The organism is Pseudomonas syringae (assembly GCF_001698815.1).
GTDB lineage: Bacteria > Pseudomonadota > Gammaproteobacteria > Pseudomonadales > Pseudomonadaceae > Aquipseudomonas > Aquipseudomonas syringae_A.
The window spans coordinates 26,989-47,963 of the sequence record NZ_LGSI01000006.1 but is presented as its reverse complement, the minus strand read 5'-3'; the positions used below and the strand labels follow the sequence as shown (position 1 = coordinate 47,963).

Here is a 20,975-nt window from a genome sequence, read left to right as displayed (position 1 = left end):
CCCACCTCAATCCACCTGACCCACCTTCATTGCCCGCGCCAACGCGGTTTTGTTGGACGCTTGCCCGCGAATCACGCGCCTCGGCGGACCAGACCCACCGCGTTATCGTTCTTCGCGGGCAAGCCTCGTTCCTACCGGGTTCGTGCGACATCTACGGTAACTAGGGAACCTCAGAATCCAGGCCTCGCCGATGCAATCACCACCACGGCCAAACCCACCAGCAGGTTGATCCCCACCAACCGGCGAATCCTGCCCAGTGCGGCAGCACCTTCGGCCCAGTTTTCAGCGTCCACCGCGCGGCGCAGTTCCGGCAGCTGCAATGACTGGATACGAATAAACAGCGCGGTCATGACCACGTACAGGCCCATCATCACTTGCACGTAGCGCGGCGCGCCGTCGAAGCCGCCGAAGTGCAGGTGCATCATGCCCACGCCGGTGATCGGCAGGACCACGACCGTGGCCCACACCCAGACGAAAAACCGTGGAAACACCTGGACCCACAACTTAAGTCGGGAAGGGCCTTCCAGCGCCGCGCCGACCGCCGGTCGCAAGACCATCCAGGCGAAAAACATGCCGCCAACCCAGACCAGAGCGGCCAAAACATGCAGCGTGTAGACAAGGGCGAAAGGTGTCATCAGGTACTCCGTTCTGCGCGGATGGAATTTGCGGGGTATGATAGCCGCCCGTGAGAACTACTGAAGATATATCCAGCAGTTTTTGCGTTTAATTGTCATTGATGCCCAGCAGCGCCCGAGCCCGACCGAAGCCATGATCAGTAACGAACTCAAGTCCCAGATTCAGGGCGCCTACTCGCGTTTCCTCGAAGCCAAGAGCCTCAAGCCGCGCTATGGCCAGCGTTTGATGATCGCCGAGATCGCCAAAGTGTTGGGCGACGTGGACACCGATGAGGAAGGCCGGCGCTCGGGCGACCCGGCGGTGGTGGCGGTCGAGGCGGGCACCGGTACTGGCAAGACGGTGGCCTATGCCATCGCCGCGATTCCCACCGCCAAGCTGGCGGGTAAACGGCTGGTGATTGCCACCGCCACCGTGGCCTTGCAAGAGCAGATCGTCTACAAGGATTTGCCCGACCTGATGCGCAACAGCGGGCTGAATTTCACCTTCGCCCTGGCCAAAGGGCGCGGTCGTTACATGTGTTTGTCCAAGCTCGACATGCTGTTGCAGGAAGGCGACGCAACCAACGCCACAGCGCAGCTTTTCGAAGAAGAAGGCTTCAAGATCGAGGTCGATGAGGCCAGCCAGAAGCTGTTCACCTCGATGATCGAAAAGCTTGCCGGCAACAAATGGGATGGCGACCGCGACAGCTGGCCCCAGGAATTGCCCGATCAGGACTGGGCGCGCCTGACCACCGATCACAGCCAATGCACCAATAGGCATTGTCCGAACTTCCAGCAGTGTGCTTTCTATAAGGCCCGCGAAGGCATGGGCAAGGTTGACGTGATTGTCACCAACCACGATATGGTGCTGGCCGACCTCGCGCTGGGCGGCGGCGCTGTATTGCCCGATCCGCGCGAAACGCTGTACGTGTTCGACGAAGGCCATCACCTGCCCGATAAGGCCATCGGCCACTTTGCCCACTACACGCGCTTGCGCTCCACGGCTGACTGGCTTGAGCAAACGGCCAAGAACCTCGCCAAATTGCTCGCCCAGCATCCATTGCCGGGCGACCTGGGCAAGTACATCGAACAAGTCCCGGAGCTGGCTCGCGAGATCAAGGGCCAGCAGCAGTTCATGTTCACGGCCTGCGAACAACTGGCAGATTTCCGTGCCGGCGAAGACATGCAGGGCCGCGAGCGCCCGCGTCATCGTTTCGTCGGTGGCGTGGTGCCCGAGCACATTCGCGAGATGGGCATCGAACTGAAGAAAGGTTTCGCGCGCCTGGACGACCTGTTCACGCGCCTGACCGATCTACTCAAAGAAGGCATGGACGGCGAGGTCAACATCGGCATCGCCAGTCATCAGGCCGAAGAATGGTACCCGCTGTTTGGCAGCCTGCTCGCCCGCGCCCACGGCAACTGGGAGTTGTGGACCGCGTTCACTGCCGAAGACCCGGAAGACAGCCCGCCCATGGCGCGCTGGCTGACCCTGGCCGACAGCGCCTCGCTGTTCGACATCGAAGTCAACGCCAGCCCGATCCTCGCTGCCGAAATGCTCCGTCGTAATTTGTGGAACATTGCTTATGGCGCCTTGGTGACTTCGGCGACGTTGACTGCGCTGGGCAAGTTTGATCGCTATCGCATGCGCGCCGGTTTGCCCAAGGGCGCGGTGACGGCGGTGGTGCCGAGCCCGTTCCATCACGCCGATGCGGGCGTGCTGCGCGTGCCGGACCTCAAGGCCGACCCGCGTGATTCCGTGGCGCATACCGCCGCGATCATCCGCGAATTACCGAATCTGGTGGAGGGTTCGCGCGGTACGCTGGTGTTGTTCTCGTCGCGCAAACAGATGCAGGACGTGTTCGACGGCCTGGAGCGCGATTGGCGCAAACAAGTGTTCATTCAAGGCAACCTGTCCAAGCAGGAAACCCTCAACAAGCACAAGGCGCGAGTCGACAGCGGTGAGTCCAGCGTGTTGTTCGGGCTGGCGAGTTTCGCTGAAGGCGTCGACTTGCCCGGCGCTTATTGCGAGCACGTGGTGATTGCCAAGATCCCGTTCGCGGTGCCGGATGATCCGGTAGAAGCGGCGCTGGCCGAATGGATCGAAGCCCGTGGCGGCAATCCGTTCATGGAAATCGCTGTGCCCGACGCGTCGTTGCGTCTGGTCCAGGCCTGCGGACGTTTGCTGCGCACCGAGGAAGATCGCGGCACCATCACACTGCTTGACCGCCGCGTGGTCACCCAGCGCTACGGCAAGGCTATCCTCAACGCATTGCCGCCGTTCCGCCGCGAAATTTCCTGAAAAATCCTCGGCATCATTAGCGCCGGATCGGGTCTTAAGTCGGTCTGGCGTTCGCGCTTGCCTGCTGCTGCCCAGATACCTGACCGGTACACACTGTGTGAAAACGTCGCGAGCGCAGTAGTTTTCACACAGGCTGGGTAGGGGGGGACTTGTCCCCGATTGCGATGGTCCTGACAACGAAAATCCGGAAAGTTAACGCCGCCTGAACTACCGCCTTCGGGGACAAGTCCCCTCCTACGTTAGAGGCGGTATCTACAGGACAGATCATCAAGGAGAACCTGATCACATGATTCGCCGTTCACTGTCCGCCGTGCTGGTCATGGCCTGCGCAGGACCGTTATTCGCCGAGCCGGCTGGCCAGCAGACGCTGTTCAGCTTCGTGCGTCCTGCCGACGTGGTGCAAGTCGCCACGGATAACACCAGCCTGCCGCAATCCAACGCCGAGCAGACCGCCGAAGGCGAAGTGTTGCGGCGTGTGGTGTTCAATCCCGTGGCCCGGCCGAGCCTGCGCCTGACGCCACAAAGCGGCGTGTGGGACTGGTCCGCCGACAGCGCCATGACCTTGCGCATCCAGAGCGCGATGGACTGGGCACTGACCCTTGATGTACAGATTCAAAGCGCCGACGGCAAAGTGATCAACAGTCGTGTGGACCTGCCAGCAGGCCCGGCGCAAACGCTGTTGGTGCCGTTGCAGGCCAGTTCGCCGTTGACCCAGGGCATGCGCGCCGGACCTCCGATGCCGTGGACTTACGAAGGGCAGCGCGTGTTGCTCGCCAATGCTCAGGGCGAACTCGATCGTAGCCAGGTGGTGTCGGTCACGCTGTCGATGACCCAGCCGAACGTCGCGCAGAGCATCTTGCTTGAACGTTTCGGCGTGCAGCAAGGCGATGGGATTCAGCAGGCGGCCTATGCGGGGATCGTCGATGGCTACGGCCAGTTTTCCCGTGGCAAGTGGCCAGAGAAAGTCAGCAATGACGAGCAACTCAAGGCCGCTGCCGCCAAGGAACAACAGCAGACCAAAACCTGGCTGGCGGAGCGTCCCGGGCTGGACAAATTCGGTGGCTGGCTCGACGGCCCGACGTTCGACGCGAAAGGCTTTTTCCGCACTGAAAAACGCGACGGCCGCTGGTATCTGGTGACCCCTGAAGGCCACCCGTTTTACTCGCTGGGGATCAATGCGGTCGCGGCGGACGACAGCCCGACCTACGTTGAAGGCCGCGAATCGATGTTCGCCGTTCTGCCGCAGGAGAATGAGCCGCTGGGCGCGTTCTACGGCAAGGGCGACAATCACAGCGACAATGGCTCCGGCAAGGACCGCCAGTTCGATAAAGGTCGCTGGTTCGATTTCTATGGGGCCAACCTGCAACGAATCTACGGACCGAAAACCTGTGAGCCGGCAGCGCCAAACCCTGCCGAGGCGGTTGCTGCTGCCGTGGAATGTAAGCCCGCGTCATACGATCTCCAGCATTGGGTCGATCGCACCCTCGATCGCCTGCAAGCCTGGGGATTCAACACAGTCGGGAACTGGAGCGAGCCGTTGCTTGGCTCCCAGGATCGGGTGCCTTATACCTTGCCGCTGTCGATTTATGGCGACTATTCAAGCATCAGCACCGGCCAGGATTGGTGGGGTGGCATGCCTGATCCATTCGATCCACGTTTTGCCATGGCTGCCGAACGGGCCATCGCTATCGCGGCCCGCGATCATCGCGATGATCCGTGGCTGGTGGGCTTTTTCGCCGATAACGAACTGGCCTGGGCCGGGCCGGGCGACGATCCCAAAGCCCGCTACGCGCTGGCCTACGGCACCATGAAAATGACCACCGATGCACCGGCCAAGCGTGCGTTCCTCAAGCAGTTGCGCGACAAATACCGTAATCAGCAAGGCCTGTCCCAGGCCTGGGGCATTGAGCTGACGGCCTGGGAATTCATGGAAGACCCCGGTTTCGAGCCGCCGCTGCCCAACCCGGAACATCCGGACATCGAAGCCGACTTCAAGTATTTCCAGCAAGTGTTTGCCGAGACCTACTTCAAGACCATCTCCGACTCGCTGAAATGGCACGCGCCTAATCACTTGTTGCTGGGCGGGCGCTATTCCATCAGCACGCCTGAGGCCGTGGCCGCCTGCGCCAAATATTGCGACGTGTTGAGCTTCAACTTCTACACGCCCAAGCCGCAGGACGGTTACGACTTTGCTGCGCTGCGCCAGTTGGACAAGCCAATTCTGGTCAGCGAATTCCATTTCGGTTCCCGTGATCGCGGGCCGTTCTGGGGCGGGGCTATGGAAGTCGCGCGGGAAGAAGATCGCGGTCCGGCGTACGCCAACTTCCTCAAGCAGGCGCTGGCCGAGCCGTCGATAGTTGGTGTGCACTGGTTCCAGTATCTGGACCAGCCGGTAACCGGGCGTTTGCTGGATGGCGAGAACGGTCACCTCGGGTTGGTGGGCATCACTGATCTGCCCTTTCAGGGCTTCGTGGAAACCGTGCGCAAGAGCAATCGCCAGGTGGCCGCTGTGCTGAACAAGGAAGCCGCCGGGAAAAAGGCCGCTGCCAATCCCGGCGCAACGCCTCAAACCACGCAACCTTGAGCTGAGTCGGTTCCCAAAGCGCTCAATCGCTGAAACAATGCAGGCCATTTTTTCAGATCAGTCGTTTCGGGAGCCAGCGGGTGCAGATTCAGGGTCATTTCGAGCTTAAATTCGAAGCAGTGCGTGAGGCGTTCGCGGCACTCTTTGAAGATCCTCAAGAGCGTGGCGCTGCGCTGTGCATTCAGATCGGCGGCGAAACCGTGGTCGATCTGTGGGCTGGCACCGCCGACAAGGACGGCGCCGAAGCCTGGCACAGCGACACCATCGCCAATCTGTTCTCCTGCACCAAAACCTTCACAGCGGTCACCGCGCTGCAACTGGTGGGCGAGGGCAAGCTCAAGCTGGATGAGCCAGTCGCTCGGCTCTGGCCCGAATTTGCCGCTGCCGGTAAAGACGCAATCACCTTGCGCCAGTTATTGTGCCATCAGGCCGGATTGCCGGCGTTGCGCGAGTTGCTTCCCGCTCAGGCGCTGTATGAGTGGGAAACCATGACTGGCGCGCTCGCGGCGGAACAACCCTGGTGGACGCCGGGGCAGGGACACGGCTACGCCGCCATCACTTATGGCTGGCTGGTGGGTGAAATGCTGCGCCGCGCGGATGGTCGCGGACCGGGCGAGTCCATCGTTGCCCGCGTGGCGCGGCCGCTGGGCCTGGACTTTCATGTCGGCCTGGCCGATGACCAGTTCCACCGCGTTGCCCATATCGCACGAGGCAAAGGCAATACGGGCGACGAGGCTGCGCAGCGGTTACTGCAAACCACCATGCGTGAACCTAACTCCATGACCGCGCGTGCTTTCACCAATCCGCCGTCGATCATGACCAGCACCAACAAGCCTGAATGGCGACGGATGCAGCAGCCGGCAGCCAACGGTCATGGCAATGCGCGCAGTCTCGCCGGTTTTTACAATGGCCTGCTCGATGGCAGTTTGCTGGAACCGGAATTGCTCAGCGAACTGACCCGCGAGCACAGCGTCGGCCAGGACAAAACCTTGTTGACCCAGACGCGTTTTGGTTTGGGTTGCATGCTCGATCAGTCAACTGTTCCTAATGCCACGTATGGCTTGGGGGTCAAGGCGTTCGGCCATCCTGGAGCTGGCGGGTCCACAGGTTTCGCCGATCCTGAACGTGAAGTGGCTTTCGGCTTTGTCACCAATACCCTGGGCCCGTATGTGTTGATGGATCCTCGTGCGCAGAAGCTGGCTCGGGTGCTGGGTGAGTGTTTGCTCTAAGTTGTGTACATAAGTACTTGTTTCTTACCGACTGTCGATTAATCGGCCCGAACAGGAACCGTGTGACGGTTTCCTTTTCCAACAGTCTGTTTATGCGTGTTATATGGGCTCTGCCAAGTCCCCTTGTCTGTTTACTATTTTTTGTGGGTCACCCATGTCGTCTAATAAAAGCCTCGCTATCGCCCTGTGTTTTGCTGTTACGGGCTGTGCTCAAACGCCTCAAAATAATTCTGCCGCCACTGGCTCAAGCTGGTGGCCGTTCGGTGCCGACAAGGTTGCCCAAGCGTCGTCGCCAAGTGCCGCGCCAGCCAAGGCGCCGGAAGCCAAGCCTGCGCCAGTAGCTGCTGCCGCTGCCCCTGTCGACGCTGGCACCCACTGGTACTGGCCGTTCGCATCCAGCGACAGCGCTGCACCGAAAGCCGACAGCGCCGCCAGCAAGCCCGCCGAAAAAACCGTGCCGCCACTGGTTGCCAAGTCCGAGACCGATACTCAGTGGTGGTGGCCGTTCAGCGGCACCAAGAAGGACGAGCCGCAGGCCGCGCCGAAGATCGACCCTAAAGTGACCCAAGCCTGGCTTGACGAATATGAGCCGCGCCTGCGCCTGGCGATCAAGGACACGCCGTTTGAAATCGAGCGCCGTGAAGACCTGCTGGTAGTGACTGCGCCAGTGGACAGTTCCTTCAATCCGGATCGTCCGGCCATGTTGCTGCCGATCACTCTAGGCCCAATCACGCGTCTGGCGAAAATCGTTGAAGGCGATCCTAAAACCGCGGTACTGGTTCTCGGCCACGCCGACACGACCGGTGCAACAGTCGCCAACCAGAAAATCAGCCAGGAACGCGCGCAGTCGATCGCCGCGATTTTCCGCCTCAGCGGCCTGGAGCGTAATCGCCTGAGCCTGCGCGGCATGGGTGCACTTGCTCCGCGTGCTGCCAATGACAGCGCTGAAGGTCGCAAGCTGAACCGTCGTGTTGAAATCCTCATGACGCCGCAGAACACCATGGCGGCGCTTATGGCCAAATATCAATTGCCACCGGCACCGACCATGGTTGCGGTACAGGACGCCAAGCCTGCCGCAGTAGCACCGGTTGTCGCGCCCAAGCCTGCCGTGAAAGCAGCCCCGGCTAAAGCCGCTGCCAAGAAGCCGGTCGCCAAGGCTCCGGCTGCAAAAAAAGCCGCACCGGCGAAAAAAGCCGCTCCCGCCAAAGCTGCCGTGAAGAAGAAGCCAGCCGCGACGGATCAGGCCAGCAACTGAGTACCCGGTCTGACTCGTCCTTGAACGGGCGAGTCAGCCTCAGGATTTTTTCAGCGAAGGATGGATGTCATGACCCAGTCTCTGGCCGATATGCGCCGTGACTATGCCCGCGATGGCTTGACTGAAGCGCAGTCGCCCGATGAGCCGTTTGCCTTGTTTCACCAGTGGTTTGCCGAAGCGGTGAAAACCGAGCAGGCACCCGTTGAAGCCAATGCCATGACCTTGGCAACCGTTGACGAGGACGGGCGTCCGCATTGCCGGATTCTCTTGCTCAAGGGCCTTGATACTCAAGGCTTCACCTTCTTCACCAACTACGACAGCGCCAAGGGCCAGCAACTGGCGGCCCGTCCGTTTGCCGCTATGACGTTCTTCTGGCCGACTCTGGAACGCCAGGTGCGTATCGAAGGGCGCGTGGTCAAGGTCACGCCGCAAGAGTCCGACGCCTATTTCCAGGTCCGCCCACTGGGCAGTCGCCTCGGCGCTTGGGCTTCGCCGCAGAGCCGAGTGATCGCTGATCGCGCCGAGCTGGAAGGCATGATCAAGGCAACCGAACAGCGCTTCATCGACGCTCAGCCACATTGCCCCGAGCATTGGGGCGGATACCGGTTGTTGCCCGAACGCATTGAGTTCTGGCAGGGGCGGCCGAGCCGTCTGCATGATCGCCTGAACTATCGCCTGCTGGATAACCAGTGGACGCGGGAACGACTTGCACCCTGATCCCGTTCTTTGAATTTTTCGTTCGGCCCGTCGTCATACCGCTATGAAGGCGCTGCTGTATAACGCCTGAATGATCTTAAATTAACGAGGAGGGGGCCGTGACAGCGCAAGTCGCGCGGAGTCTAATGGCTACCTGTTCCTCTGGAGATACCGATATGCGTAAGTGTGTTCTGGCTGCCTCATTCACCGCGATGGCGCTGACACTGGGCGGTTGTACTTCGAATCTGACCGGCGATTCCTATTCCCGTGATGAAGCGCGGACAGTGCAGACCGTTCGCCTGGGCACCATCGAGTCGTTGCGTCCGGTCAAGATCGAAGGCACCAAAACGCCTATCGGCGCAGGTGCCGGTGCAATCGTCGGCGGCGTGGGTGGTAGTGCCATTGGTGGCGGTCGCGGCAGTGTCGTCGCGGCAGTCATTGGTGCGGTAGCGGGTGGCTTGCTGGGCTCGGCAACCGAAGAAGGCCTGACCCGCACCCAAGGCGTGGAAATCACCGTCCGCGAAGACGACGGCACGATGCGCGCCTACGTGCAGCAAGTCCAGGAAAACGAAATCTTCCGCGTCGGCGAGCGCGTACGCATCATGAGCGTCAACGGCACGAGTCGTGTGGCGCACTGATGGTCTGACAGCAGGTCCGGATGGATCTGTAAGAAGTAATAAAAAATGCCCGCGTCTTTGGATGCGGGCTTTTTTTTGTCGTAATTTGATTTCGGTGCGCGTGAGTATTCGATGTGCGGATTCGGCGGCTATCGACCTAGTTGATGTGGGAAAGTGCTCGTCCGTGAGTAAGTGGTTTCGGAATTAATCGAGAATCCAGCTAATTTCTATTAATCATCGTGTTTAGTATTGACGGCAGGCTGTGCGATTGATTAGGTCTTGGTTGTCAGTTGATAAGCAGCTGTCCGTCGGCGTCGCTCAACGGTGTCTGCGTTTATTTTATTAACGATTAATAGCCGGTGACGGTGTGGTTTTCCATCGTCCAGAGAATAACGGCTGGAAATAAAAGGAATCTTAATCATGAATAAATTTTTGTTTGGCAAACGTGCCTTATATATGGCAGCGGCCTTTACTCTGCTAGGTGGAATGGGGAATGCAGTGAATGTTATGGCTGAGCAAAGTGAAGGCGATGCTGGTTTGATAGAGCAGCCGCTGGTTCTGGAGGATAAGTTGAATGGTTTAAACGGATATCTGAACGATAATGCAGAGATTAAGTATTTTAGCTTCACAGCGATACGTGGGCAGAATGTGATGTTCAGGGATGTTCGTCAATCAAAAACACGATCATTGGGAGTGGCTTACGAGTATAAAGATGGCGGTCTATGGAAATCGCTGCCTGGAGATGGTGTTCGTATATTCGATAATCTGCAGTCGGGCCAAGAAATAATTATTCGGGTATTCAAGCGTCCAAATAGTAATACTGTGCTGCGTAGTTACGATTTTAGATTCGGTTCTGCCCCATACCATGCCACAGCGGATCTGATCAGGAGCGATGCCCAAGGTCTACCGCTGTATGCGGGAATCTTTCAAGCCTTTCGGGAAATAAACTGGTCTATCCATATCCATGATTCCACCGGGCATCCACTGGAAGGTGCCAAAGCAAGTATAGAAGTTGGAGTTGCAAAAAAAATAGATTTATATACTGCTGCCAATGGTCGGGCCGCAGCCACTATAGCCTTGCCCGCCTGTGAAGGCAGCATGGTCTCCAGGTCATTTTCTACTGGAAACGGGACGTCGCAACGTTGGTGGAATCTCAGGTATAACCCGGGCCGATTAGTAGCAAAGCTGGAGGACGATGATCGAGGCTATCAATGGAACCCAGGCGCTATTGATAGTACATTTGGTCATATCTGCAAGCAGTGGCTGTTGTATTGATTTAATAACCTTTGAACCGGGCGCATATCCGTATGCACCCGGTTTGCTGCAATGCACATTATTTTTTCAATTTGTTCTCGGCTTGCCGCTGTTCAAGTACCTTTTCGGCCTGCACTTGTAATTGCTCAACCCACGAGAACCCTCTTGCCGGGCTGGTGCCGCCATTTTGAAGCAGTAAACCATAATCCACAAACTTGTAGATGTTTTTCAGCGTGACTATACCGTCATATTTGGTCAGCTCTGGTACGTGCTTCAGGCTGTGAACAACCAGTTTTGCATGTTCGAAGGTCAGTTCTTTAAAATCGTCCAGATCATTGAGCCACCCGTTCAGCTGGTTGATCTCTTTGTCAGTCAGTGCACCTTCCGGAGAAGTCACCTCCAGGATCCCATGTTCATTGACGGTGAATCCAAAATTTTTATCAGCCAGATCAGGCAGGCATATACGCAATTGGTCTTTGAAACCAGTAAACATATCCTGCATTTGCTCCATCCTCAAATTCATCATCCAGTTGAGCGTCGATATAGCATCTTCTTCGTAACTGGCTAAAGAGTTGATCAGATTGGTAACCAGTTCTGGGCGAATATTTTCAATCGACTCATCGGAAAAATTCAACAATAGCCGATTATAAGAATTGCGTTCGGTCGTGTACTCGAATCCCTGAGTAGCAAGCATCGACTTATAGGTTTGCTCGCGCTCGGGAGTAAGTGCACCTTCTGTCAGTTGGCTTTGATAGTCTTGTTTGATAGCTTGCCAATAGTCAACACCTGGACGATATCGCGGGGCTACGAAAGCGTGCTGCTGCGTTTGCGGGGAGGGCGTAATGGTAGAAGACATAATTTCATCCTGCCTTAGTTTGTTTTTATGTTTTTACGTTCCCCTTCTATAGCGGCAATCCCTACAAGTCCGTGACCTGATCCAGTCGTGCGACCTGTCTGCATAATTTGTAAGAAATCGGCTACATGCGCCCCGATAGACGAGGCGCTGGTTAACCGTGAGTGTGCAACGAAGGTTTGATTACCGGCCCTGATTTCTCCGACTGGCAACCACCATCACCCCATACCCGATAAACGCCGCCAGTATCGACCCGGTGAGAATGCCCATGCGGTCGACGCCTGCGTAAGCGCTGACGCCCGGTTCAAAGGCTAGGGAGCCGACGAACAGGCTCATGGTGAAACCGATGCCGCACAGGATCGATACCCCGAGCACTTGCCCCCAGTTCGCGCCTTGGGGCAGGGCTGCGATGCCCAGCTTGATTGCCAGCCAGGTAAGGCCGAATACGCCAAGGGTTTTGCCCAGCAGCAAACCTGCGGCAATGCCCATGGGCACCGGGTGTGTGAAGCTTTCCAGGGTCACGCCGCTCAGGGATACCCCGGCGTTGGCGAAGGCGAACAGCGGCAGGACGCCGTAGGCGATCCACGGGTGCAGCGCGTGTTCCAGGGTCAGCAGCGGCGAGGATTCTTCGTTGCGGGTACGCAGGGGAATGCAGAACGCCAGCACCACGCCAGCCAGGGTCGCATGCACGCCGCTCTTGAGTACGCATACCCACAGCAGCAGGCCGATCAGCAGGTAAGGCCCGAGCTTCATTACACCGAGCCTGTTCATGACGATCAGTGCCGTGATGGACGCCGCCGCGAGAATCAGCGACAGGTTCGACAGTTCGCCAGAATAGAACAGCGCGATAACCACGATGGCGCCCAGATCATCGATGATCGCCAGGGTCATCAGGAACAGCTTGAGCGATACCGGTACGCGCTTGCCCAGCAGGGCGAGCACGCCAAGAGCAAATGCGATGTCGGTGGCCATCGGAATCGCCCAGCCGCTCAGGGCCGTGGGATCGTCCTTGTTCAGCGCCCAGTAGATCAGCGCTGGAATGACCATGCCGCCGATGGCCGCCGCGCCGGGCAGGACAATCTGCGAAGGTTTGGAAAGATGCCCTTCCAGAACCTCACGTTTGACTTCCAGGCCGATCAGCAGGAAGAACAGCGCCATCAGGCCATCGTTGATCCAGAGCAAAAGCGGTTTGGCGATTTTCACTGCGCCAATCTGGGCGACGACGGGAACGTCGAGAAAGGCGTTATACAGCCAGGATAAAGGGGAGTTATTGATGAGCAGCGCCAGAGCGGCGGCGGCAATCAGTAATAAGCCGCCAGCTGCTTCAAGCTGAAAAAAACGGGTGATAGGGCTGCGTAGAGGCAAGGGTCGCGCTCCATTCTTGAACAAAAGGAGCGACACCCTAACCTGTAGTTCCGACTGTTAAAACAAAAGTTATATTCGTTTTTGTTATAAGAAATATAGCTGGATTAGAGTGTTTCCAAGTCTGTCGGCAACATGATTTATTGCCGTCAGACTGTGTCTTTATGTGTCGTAGGAGGGTTCCGATATTGTAGACGGAACTTAGATTTCAATACCCAGCATATCCCTTGCCAGTGCCTCGGCAATACGAATTCCGTCCACGCCTGCAGACAAAATCCCACCGGCATAACCTGCGCCTTCACCGGCCGGATACAAGCCTTTGACGTTCAGGCTCTGCATGGTTTCGCCGCGGGTGATGCGCAGTGGCGCCGAAGTGCGGGTTTCGATGCCGGTCAGGATTGCGTCGTGCAAGGCGAAGCCTTTGATCTGTTTGTCGAACGCCGGCAATGCTTCACGAATGGCTTCGATGGCATAGGCGGGCAGGGCGTCGGCCAGATCCACCAGTTTTACGCCGGGTTTGTAGGACGGTTCGACGCTGCCCAGTGCGCTGGACGCTTTGCCCGCAATGAAGTCGCCGACCAGTTGCGCTGGCGCTTCGTAGGTGCTGCCGCCGAGCACATAAGCGTGGGATTCCAGACGCTCCTGCAACTCGATGCCTGCCAACGGGCCGCCGGGATAATCTTCCGGGGTGATGCCGACGACAATGCCTGAGTTGGCATTGCGTTCGTTACGCGAGTATTGGCTCATGCCATTGGTGACCACCCGATTGGGTTCGGAAGTCGCCGCAACCACGGTGCCGCCTGGACACATGCAGAAGCTGTAGACCGAGCGACCGTTCTTGGCGTGATGGACCAGTTTGTAGTCGGCAGCGCCCAGTTTCGGGTGACCGGCGTACTTGCCCAGCCGCGCCCGGTCGATCAGCGATTGCGGGTGTTCGATGCGGAAACCTACCGAAAACGGCTTGGCTTCCATGTACACGCCACGGCTGTGCAGCATGCGGAAGGTGTCGCGCGCGCTGTGGCCCAGGGCCAGGATCACATGGCGGGACTCGATGCGTTCGCCGCTGTCGAGCACCACGCCCTGCATCTGGCCGTTGTCGATGAGCACGTCAGTCACGCGCTGCTCGAAGCGGACTTCGCCACCGAGGGCCTTGATCTCTTCGCGCATGGTTTCCACCACGCCGGTCAGGCGGAAGGTGCCGATGTGCGGTTTGCTGACGTAGAGGATTTCTTCCGGCGCGCCGGCTTTGACGAACTCGTGCAGCACCTTGCGACCGTGGAATTTCGGGTCTTTGATCTGGCTGTAGAGCTTGCCGTCGGAGAATGTACCGGCACCGCCCTCGCCGAACTGCACGTTGGACTCCGGGTTAAGGACGTTCTTGCGCCACAGGCCCCAGGTGTCTTTGGTGCGCTGGCGAACTTCCCGGCCGCGTTCGAGGATGATCGGCTTGAAGCCCATCTGCGCGAGCAGCAGCCCGGCGAAGATCCCGCAAGGTCCGAAGCCGACTACCACAGGGCGCTCGGTCAGACCTTCAGGTGCATGGCCTACGACCTTGTAACTGATATCCGGCGCTGGATTGAGATGGCGGTCATCGGCGAGCCTGAGCAGCAGCGCAGCTTCGTCCCGGACCTGGAAATCGATGGTGTAGATGAAGCACAGCTCCGATGACTTCTTGCGCGCATCGTAGCTGCGCTTGAACAGCGTGAAGTCGAGCAGTTCTTCGCTGGCGATGCCCAGGCGCTGCAAGAGTGCAGGTCGCAGGTCTTCTTCCGGGTGATCGATCGGCAGCTTGAGTTCGGTGATTCGTAACATGAAGGGATCCAGTTTCCGGGCCGCAGGTTCAGCCCGACAGCGCTACAAGAACCGGCGATTATAAGCCACATTGAGGGGAAGTCGCGAAGCAAACCAAGACCGTTGGAGCGAGGCTTGCCCGCGAATCGTATTTGCAGCCGACATATCAGCCGACAGGCCTGACGCCTTCGCGGGCAAGCCTCGCTCCAACGGGCACTATTTCAATCCGCAGGGAAAACAGCTTCGCGAGCAAGCTCGCTCCCATATGTCTCAATCCCCGTCAGTCATTACGCCCGCCACCGTAATAACCGCAACCGCGCTGGGTCTGACCATTGAGGCGTAGTTCAGCGGTCAGGTGTTGCACGGCGCCGGTGACGCTGTCGACGCAACGCTGTGGCGCGACCCACAGTTCCATGGTCTGACCGTTGGCTTCGCTGCTCACGCTGAAGCGTCCGTCTGGCAGTTGTTCTTCGAGGTAAGGTACGGCAATCGGCTCTTTGCCCAGGCGTTCGATGACCATGCCTTTGCCGCTGACATTGACGTTCCAGGCGGGTTTGTTGCCGTTGACGTGCAGGTTCAGGCGTTTGAAGTTCGGATCATCGCAGGCCTGGCCGGCGCGTTCTACACGGTAGAGCTGCTGCAGGTCGAGCTGACCGTCGCTGTTGGTCGCCTTGCCGGCGACAAAGCTGCCACGCAAGTCAGCGAAGACCTTACCGGAGCTGTCTGCCAGGGCCGCGGATTCCTGCAGCACGCCCGTATTGCCGACGTCCTTGACCACGAAGCGGCGTTGTTCATTGCATGGCTGAAACATCAGCTTGCCGGCTTCGCCGCTCAACGAGCCCTGCATGCGCGTCCAGTTCGCCTTGGATACCGACGATTCGGGCTTGGCGCCGAGCATCTGGCATCCGGCAAACAGCGGCAGCAGGGCAAACAACATAACGGAACGGGCAGCAAACATGGGACGGTCTCCAGACAAGTGCCGCCACGTTACTCAGCCTGTCGCGCCATCACAAGGGGCAGTTAGCCAACGCGGTAGGTCTGACCGGTCTGTAGGCCTTCGACACTTTTCGCGTAGGCAAGCGCGACCTCGGCTGCGGGAACCGGTTTGAAGCCTCGGAAATAAGGCGCATAGCTGCCCATGGCTTCCATCAGAACATTCGGGCTCACCGAATTGACCCGCATGCCCCGTGGCATTTCGATGGCTGCCGCGCGCACGAATGCATCGATAGCGCCGTTGACCAGACTGGCCGACGCGCCGGAGTGAATCGGGTCATGGCTGAGGATGCCGGTGGTGAAGGTGAACGAAGCCCCGTCGTTGGCAAACTCGCGGCCAATGAGCAGCAGGTTGACCTGGCCCATCAATTTGTCCTGCAAACCGAGGGTAAAGTCGGCTTCTTTCATGTCGGTCAACGGGACGAAGTTCACATTTCCGGCAGCGCAGACCAGTGCATCGAAGCGACCTATCCGTTCGAACAGTTTCCGGATTGAAGCGCTGTCACTAATATCCACCCGTTCCTCGCCACTGTTGCGACCGATCCGCACAATTTCGTGGCGCGGCGCCAACTCGTCGGCAATGGCCGAACCGATCGTACCGCTTGCACCAATCAATAAAATTTTCATCGTGCTGCTCCGAGCAAGTTATTCAGGGAAGTTGAGCACGAAGTTTAGGTGGACTAATTGCAGTCGATAAGAGTGCTAATAGGCAACCTTTGGTTCTCATAAGGAAACGATAGTGAGTGAAATAGACGACCTGGCGGCGTTCGCTGTCTTGATCGATGCCGGTAGCTTCACCGCTGCGGCGGCGCGCATGGGCTGCAGTAAAGGCTATCTGTCCAAGCGCATCAGTCATCTGGAGGAGACTTATTCAGTCATGCTGCTGCATCGCAGCACTCGCAGCCTCAATCTGACCTCTGCCGGCGCAGCCTTGCTGCCCCAGGCGCAACAGCTACTTGCGAGCATGAATCGGGCGCGGAATATCGTCGCTCTGATGCGCGATGACATGGTTGGGCAAGTTCGCCTGACCACCCCGGTGTCCCTGGGGGAAACCTTTTTCGACGGCTTGCTCATGGAGTTTTCCGAAAAATACCCGCAAGTGACGATCGAGCTGGACCTCAACAACAGTTTTCGTGACCTGCGCCGTGATGGCTTTGATTTGGCGATACGCTCGTATGTCGCCCCCGACGAGCGCCTGATTGCCAAGCCGTTGCTGGCCATTCAGGAACTGACCTGCGCCAGCACCGCCTACCTTGAGCAATACGGCCAGCTGCATACGCCTCATGAACTGGTCACGCACAAGTGTCTGCTCAACAGCCATTACAACGGGCGCCACGAATGGCTGTATCACCAGAATCATCAACTGACCCGCGTGCAGGTCAATGGCTCGTTTGCCAGCAATCACTATGGCTTGTTGAAGAAAGCGGTGATGGTGGGCGCAGGCATCGCGCGTCTGCCGTCCTACATGGTGCATGCCGAGATCAACGACGGGCGCCTGCACTGGTTGTTTCGCGACTACCAGACGAGCATTTTGCCGTTGTTTCTGGTGCATCCTTATGAAGGGGAGTTACCCAAGCGTATCCAGGTTCTGGCGGACTATCTGATGGGCTGGTTCCAGCGCAGCACCGAGGCCCTTGAGCGTCTGGCGACTTTGGAAATAAAAAACGGCCCGTAGGCCGTTTTTTGATCAAGGGCAGTACCGAAAGCTTACCCGCCAAGGTAAGCGTCGCGTACTTTCGGGTCGACCAGCAGCTCTTCCCCGGTGCCTTGCATGACTACCCGGCCGTTTTCCAGCACGTAGGCGCGGTCCGCGATTTTCAGTGCCTGGTTGGCGTTTTGTTCCACCAGGAACACGGTTACGCCATCACGACGCAGCTGTTCGACGATCTCGAAAATCTGCTGGATGATGATCGGCGCCAGACCCAGCGACGGTTCGTCGAGCAACAACAGCTTGGGTTTGCTCATCAGCGCCCGGCCGATGGCAAGCATTTGCTGTTCGCCGCCGGACATGGTGCCGCCGCGCTGGTTGAAGCGTTCCTTGAGGCGCGGGAACAAGTGCAGAACCTTGTCCATCTGCTCCTGATAGTCACCTTTCTCGGTGAAGAAGCCGCCCATGGCGAGGTTTTCTTCCACGGTCAGGCGCGCAAACACGCGACGGCCTTCGGGCACGACGGCGATGCTCTTGCGCATGATTTGCGCCGATTCCAGGCCGACCAGCTCCTCGCCCATGTAGCGGATGCTGCCGCTGTGCGCGCGAGGTGAACCGCACAAGGTCATCAACAAGGTTGATTTACCCGCGCCGTTGGCACCGATCAGGGTCACGATTTCGCCTTGGCGGACCTCCACGTTGACGCCGTGCAGCGCCTGAATCTTGCCGTAGAAAGTGGAAACGTTTTCGAATTGCAGCATTTACGCTTCCCCCAGGTAGGCTTTGATCACTTCGGGATTGTCACGAATCTGTTCCGGCGTGCCATCGGCCAACGGCGTGCCCTGGTTGATTACCACGATGTGATCGGAAATGCTCATCACCAGTTTCATGTCGTGCTCGATCAGCAGGACCGTGGCGTTGTGCTCATTGCGCAACATGCCGATCAACGCCTTGAGGTCCTCGGTTTCCCGTGGGTTCAAACCCGCTGCCGGTTCGTCGAGCATGAGAATCCGTGGACGGGTCATCATGCAGCGGGCGATTTCCAGACGGCGTTGCTGACCATAGGCCAAAGTGCCCGCCGGACGGTTGGCGAATTCCTTGAGGTTCACCGCTTCCAGCCAATGCTCGGCGTACTCCATGGCTTCGCGTTCGCTGCGACGGAAGCCCGGCGTGCGGAACAGACCGGCGAAGAAGTTGGTGTTCAGGTGCCGATGCTGGGCAACCAGCAGGTTTTCCAGTGCGGTCATTTCCTTGAACAGACGCACGTTCTGGAAGGTACGCACCACGCCTTTGCGGGCAATTTCATGCCCGGCCAGGCCTTGAATCGCCTCGCCGTCGAGCAGGATCGTGCCCGACGTCGGTCGGTAGAAACCGGTCAGGCAGTTGAATACCGTGGTCTTGCCGGCACCGTTGGGGCCGATCATCGACACGACTTGTTTCTCATTGACGGTCAGGCCTACGCCGTTGACCGCCAGCAGACCGCCAAAGCGCATGCTCAGGCCGCTGACTTCTAATAGCGGGCGGCTCATTTGCGCAGCTCCATGTGAGGACGTTGCATGGGCAGAAGACCTTGAGGACGCCAGATCATCATCAGCACCATCAAGGCGCCGAACATCAACATGCGGTATTCACTGAAATCACGCATCAGTTCCGGTAGCAGGATCATCACCACAGCGGCGAGGATCACCCCCAGTTGCGAGCCCATGCCACCCAGCACCACGATGGCGAGGATGATGGCCGACTCGATGAAGGTGAAGGATTCCGGTGTGACCAACCCTTGGCGAGCGGCGAAGAAGCTCCCGGCGAAACCGGCGAATGCAGCACCCAGGGTAAAGGCCGACAGCTTGATGATGGTCGGATTCAGGCCCAGTGCGCGGCAGGCGATCTCATCTTCACGCAACGCTTCCCAGGCACGGCCAATGGGCATGCGCAGCAGGCGATTGATCACGAACAGCGCGGCCAGCGCCAGCAGCAAGGCAACCAGATACAGGAAGATGACCTTGTTGATGGAGTTGTATTGCAGGCCGAAGAACTCATGGAAGGTTTGCATGCCTTCCGCCGCCTTGCGTTCGAACGACAAGCCGAACAGCGTTGGTTTTTCAATGTTGCTGATGCCGTTCGGACCACCGGTGAGGTCGGTCATGTTACGCAGCAGCAAGCGGATGATTTCACCGAAGCCCAACGTCACGATGGCCAGATAGTCACCGCGCAGACGCAAGACCGGGAAGCCCAGCAGGAAGCCGAACGTCGCCGCCATCATCCCGGCAATCGGCAGGCAGATCCAGAAACCCAGGCCGAAGTAATGGGACAGCAGGGCGTAGCTGTAGGCGCCGACCGCGTAGAAGCCGACGTAACCCAGGTCCAGCAGACCCGCCAGACCGACCACGATGTTCAGGCCGAGGCCGAGCATCACGTAGATCAGGATCAGCGTCGCAATATCCACCGCGCCCCTTGAGCCAAAGAACGGCCAGACCAGCGCGACCATAATAAGGCCGAGCATGATCCAGCGCTGGGTGCTCGGCAGGGTCAGGAAGTTGCTGGCCTTGGCGGGCATGACTGGCATGCTCGGCGACGAACGCCACGCAGCGCTGATCTGCTCATGGAACAGCACCCGCAGGAACATGGCGATGGCACAGGCAAAGATAATGCTGACGGTGGTGCTGCTGGCGCCGATGACTGCCAGTTTGACGCCGACGATTTCCAGCTTCAGGCCGAGTATCGGGTACGCGACAGCCAGCACCAGCAAGGCGCTGAACAACGCCGATTTGAGTTTCCTGGTCATACTTTTTCAACCTCCGGGCGGCCAAGCAGGCCGGTCGGCCGGAACAACAACACCAATACGAGAAGACCGAACGCCACCACATCCTTGTACTGGTCGCCGAAAATATCGGCACCAAAGGCTTCGGCCACGCCCAATACCAGACCGCCGAGCATGGCGCCCGGGATACTGCCGATCCCGCCCAGTACCGCAGCGGTGAAGGCCTTGATGCCGACCAGGAAACCGGCGTTGGGGTTGATCACGCCGTACTGCATGCTCAGCAATACCGCAGCGACCGCCGCCAGCGCGGCACCGATGACAAAGGTCAGGGCGATGATGTTGTTGGTGTTGATGCCCAGCAGGTTGGCCATCTTGATGTCTTCGGCGCAGGCGCGGCAGGCGCGGCCCAGACGAGAGCGGGAGATGAACCAGGTCAGGCCGAGCATCGCGATCAGGGTCACGATGAAGATCAGCACTTGCATGTAGGAAATCACGACTTCATGGGTGCTGGTCGAGCCAAACACGAAGTTGCCGGGAATCAGGTTGGGAATCGATTTGTCCTTGGAATCCTGGGACAACAGAACCGTGTTCTGCAGGAATATCGACATACCGATGGCAGAAATCAGCGGGATCAGACGGTTGCTGCCGCGCAACGGGCGATAAGCCACGCGCTCGATGGCGTAACCGTAGGCACTGGTCACGACGATACTGGCTACGAATGCGGCGGTAATCAGCAGCGGCAGGCTGTCCAGCCCCATCATTGTCAGGCCGGCGAGGGCGATGAACGCGACGTAGGAGCCAATCATGTACACCTCGCCGTGGGCGAAGTTGATCATGCCGATGATGCCGTAAACCATCGTGTAACCGATGGCAATCAAGGCATAGGTGCTGCCAATGGTCAGGCCATTAACCAGCTGTTGGAAAAAGTGATAGATGTCTATCTCGGGCATTACAGCGCTCCTAAAAACCTGCTCGGTGTTCCACTGGTGAAGTCTTTTTCCCGCTCGCACGTCGTGTTCTGG

The 20,975-nt window shown here is 58.5% G+C and carries 18 protein-coding genes; 8 read left to right on the top strand and 10 right to left on the bottom strand.

The annotated features are described in order from the left end of the window. Nucleotides 1-170 precede the first annotated feature (170 nt). Nucleotides 171-635, bottom strand: coding sequence for a CopD family protein (locus tag AFK24_RS02250; RefSeq protein WP_020288978.1), 465 nt, complete (start codon nucleotides 633-635; stop codon nucleotides 171-173). 133 nt (nucleotides 636-768) lie between these two features. Between AFK24_RS02250 and dinG the strand changes: the two genes are divergently transcribed. From dinG to AFK24_RS02215, 7 genes are all read left to right on the top strand, one after another. Next, on the top strand, nucleotides 769-2,913 hold the full coding sequence (dinG, locus tag AFK24_RS02245) for an ATP-dependent DNA helicase DinG (protein ID WP_065831697.1): 2,145 nt from the start codon (nucleotides 769-771) through the stop codon (nucleotides 2,911-2,913). A gap of 286 nt (nucleotides 2,914-3,199) precedes the next feature. Then, nucleotides 3,200-5,497 carry a beta-galactosidase gene (locus AFK24_RS02240; RefSeq protein ID WP_065831696.1) on the top strand — a complete coding sequence of 766 codons (2,298 nt, stop codon included), beginning with the start codon at nucleotides 3,200-3,202 and terminating at the stop codon, nucleotides 5,495-5,497. Between the two features lie 80 nt (nucleotides 5,498-5,577). Further along, complete coding sequence (locus AFK24_RS02235) at nucleotides 5,578-6,726, top strand: serine hydrolase domain-containing protein (RefSeq protein WP_065831695.1); 1,149 nt, start codon at nucleotides 5,578-5,580, stop codon at nucleotides 6,724-6,726. Nucleotides 6,727-6,880: 154 nt separating this feature from the next. Further along, nucleotides 6,881-7,981 carry an OmpA family protein gene (locus AFK24_RS02230; protein WP_065831694.1) on the top strand — a complete coding sequence of 367 codons (1,101 nt, stop codon included), beginning with the start codon at nucleotides 6,881-6,883 and terminating at the stop codon, nucleotides 7,979-7,981. A 69-nt stretch (nucleotides 7,982-8,050) separates the two neighbouring features. Then, complete coding sequence (pdxH, locus tag AFK24_RS02225) at nucleotides 8,051-8,698, top strand: pyridoxamine 5'-phosphate oxidase (protein WP_065831693.1); 648 nt, start codon at nucleotides 8,051-8,053, stop codon at nucleotides 8,696-8,698. 155 nt (nucleotides 8,699-8,853) lie between these two features. Then, entirely contained in the window at nucleotides 8,854-9,315 is a 462-nt protein-coding gene (locus tag AFK24_RS02220; RefSeq protein ID WP_065831692.1) for a glycine zipper 2TM domain-containing protein, read from the top strand. A 399-nt stretch (nucleotides 9,316-9,714) separates the two neighbouring features. Then, nucleotides 9,715-10,569 (top strand): hypothetical protein, encoded by an 855-nt coding sequence (locus tag AFK24_RS02215; protein ID WP_065831691.1) that lies wholly within the window; start codon nucleotides 9,715-9,717, stop codon nucleotides 10,567-10,569. Nucleotides 10,570-10,627: 58 nt separating this feature from the next. Here the strand turns inward: AFK24_RS02215 and AFK24_RS02210 are convergent, their stop codons facing one another. From AFK24_RS02210 to AFK24_RS02190, 5 genes are all read right to left on the bottom strand, one after another. Beyond that, nucleotides 10,628-11,404: a hypothetical protein gene (locus tag AFK24_RS02210; RefSeq protein WP_065831690.1), complete on the bottom strand. Its 777-nt coding sequence runs from the start codon at nucleotides 11,402-11,404 to the stop codon at nucleotides 10,628-10,630. A 180-nt stretch (nucleotides 11,405-11,584) separates the two neighbouring features. After that, nucleotides 11,585-12,766, bottom strand: coding sequence for a Na+/H+ antiporter NhaA (nhaA, locus tag AFK24_RS02205; protein WP_065831689.1), 1,182 nt, complete (start codon nucleotides 12,764-12,766; stop codon nucleotides 11,585-11,587). 198 nt (nucleotides 12,767-12,964) lie between these two features. Continuing rightward, complete coding sequence (locus AFK24_RS02200) at nucleotides 12,965-14,575, bottom strand: NAD(P)/FAD-dependent oxidoreductase (RefSeq protein WP_065831688.1); 1,611 nt, start codon at nucleotides 14,573-14,575, stop codon at nucleotides 12,965-12,967. 259 nt (nucleotides 14,576-14,834) lie between these two features. Beyond that, nucleotides 14,835-15,512 (bottom strand): COG3650 family protein, encoded by a 678-nt coding sequence (locus tag AFK24_RS02195; RefSeq protein WP_065831687.1) that lies wholly within the window; start codon nucleotides 15,510-15,512, stop codon nucleotides 14,835-14,837. A gap of 62 nt (nucleotides 15,513-15,574) precedes the next feature. Next, nucleotides 15,575-16,174 (bottom strand): short chain dehydrogenase, encoded by a 600-nt coding sequence (locus AFK24_RS02190; RefSeq protein ID WP_065831686.1) that lies wholly within the window; start codon nucleotides 16,172-16,174, stop codon nucleotides 15,575-15,577. Between the two features lie 112 nt (nucleotides 16,175-16,286). Here AFK24_RS02190 and AFK24_RS02185 point away from each other — a divergent pair, with 112 nt between their 5' ends. Beyond that, on the top strand, nucleotides 16,287-17,222 hold the full coding sequence (locus AFK24_RS02185; protein ID WP_065831685.1) for a LysR family transcriptional regulator: 936 nt from the start codon (nucleotides 16,287-16,289) through the stop codon (nucleotides 17,220-17,222). Between the two features lie 32 nt (nucleotides 17,223-17,254). On the opposite strand, the gene AFK24_RS02180 is transcribed toward AFK24_RS02185, so the two are convergent. Genes AFK24_RS02180 through livH form a run of 4 tightly spaced genes read right to left on the bottom strand, consistent with a single transcriptional unit; the run spans nucleotide 17,255 to nucleotide 20,903 of the window. Then, entirely contained in the window at nucleotides 17,255-17,956 is a 702-nt protein-coding gene (locus tag AFK24_RS02180; RefSeq protein ID WP_065831684.1) for an ABC transporter ATP-binding protein, read from the bottom strand. Further along, the gene (gene livG, locus AFK24_RS02175) at nucleotides 17,957-18,724 is read right to left on the bottom strand and encodes a high-affinity branched-chain amino acid ABC transporter ATP-binding protein LivG (RefSeq protein ID WP_065831683.1); all 768 of its coding nucleotides are present in this window, start codon (nucleotides 18,722-18,724) and stop codon (nucleotides 17,957-17,959) included. It lies immediately after the preceding gene. Further along, nucleotides 18,721-19,977 carry a high-affinity branched-chain amino acid ABC transporter permease LivM gene (locus AFK24_RS02170; protein WP_020288994.1) on the bottom strand — a complete coding sequence of 419 codons (1,257 nt, stop codon included), beginning with the start codon at nucleotides 19,975-19,977 and terminating at the stop codon, nucleotides 18,721-18,723. Before AFK24_RS02170 ends, livG begins: the two co-directional genes overlap by 4 nt. Beyond that, complete coding sequence (gene livH, locus AFK24_RS02165) at nucleotides 19,974-20,903, bottom strand: high-affinity branched-chain amino acid ABC transporter permease LivH (RefSeq protein ID WP_020288995.1); 930 nt, start codon at nucleotides 20,901-20,903, stop codon at nucleotides 19,974-19,976. The genes AFK24_RS02170 and livH overlap by 4 nt, the downstream gene beginning before the upstream one ends. Nucleotides 20,904-20,975 lie beyond the last annotated feature (72 nt).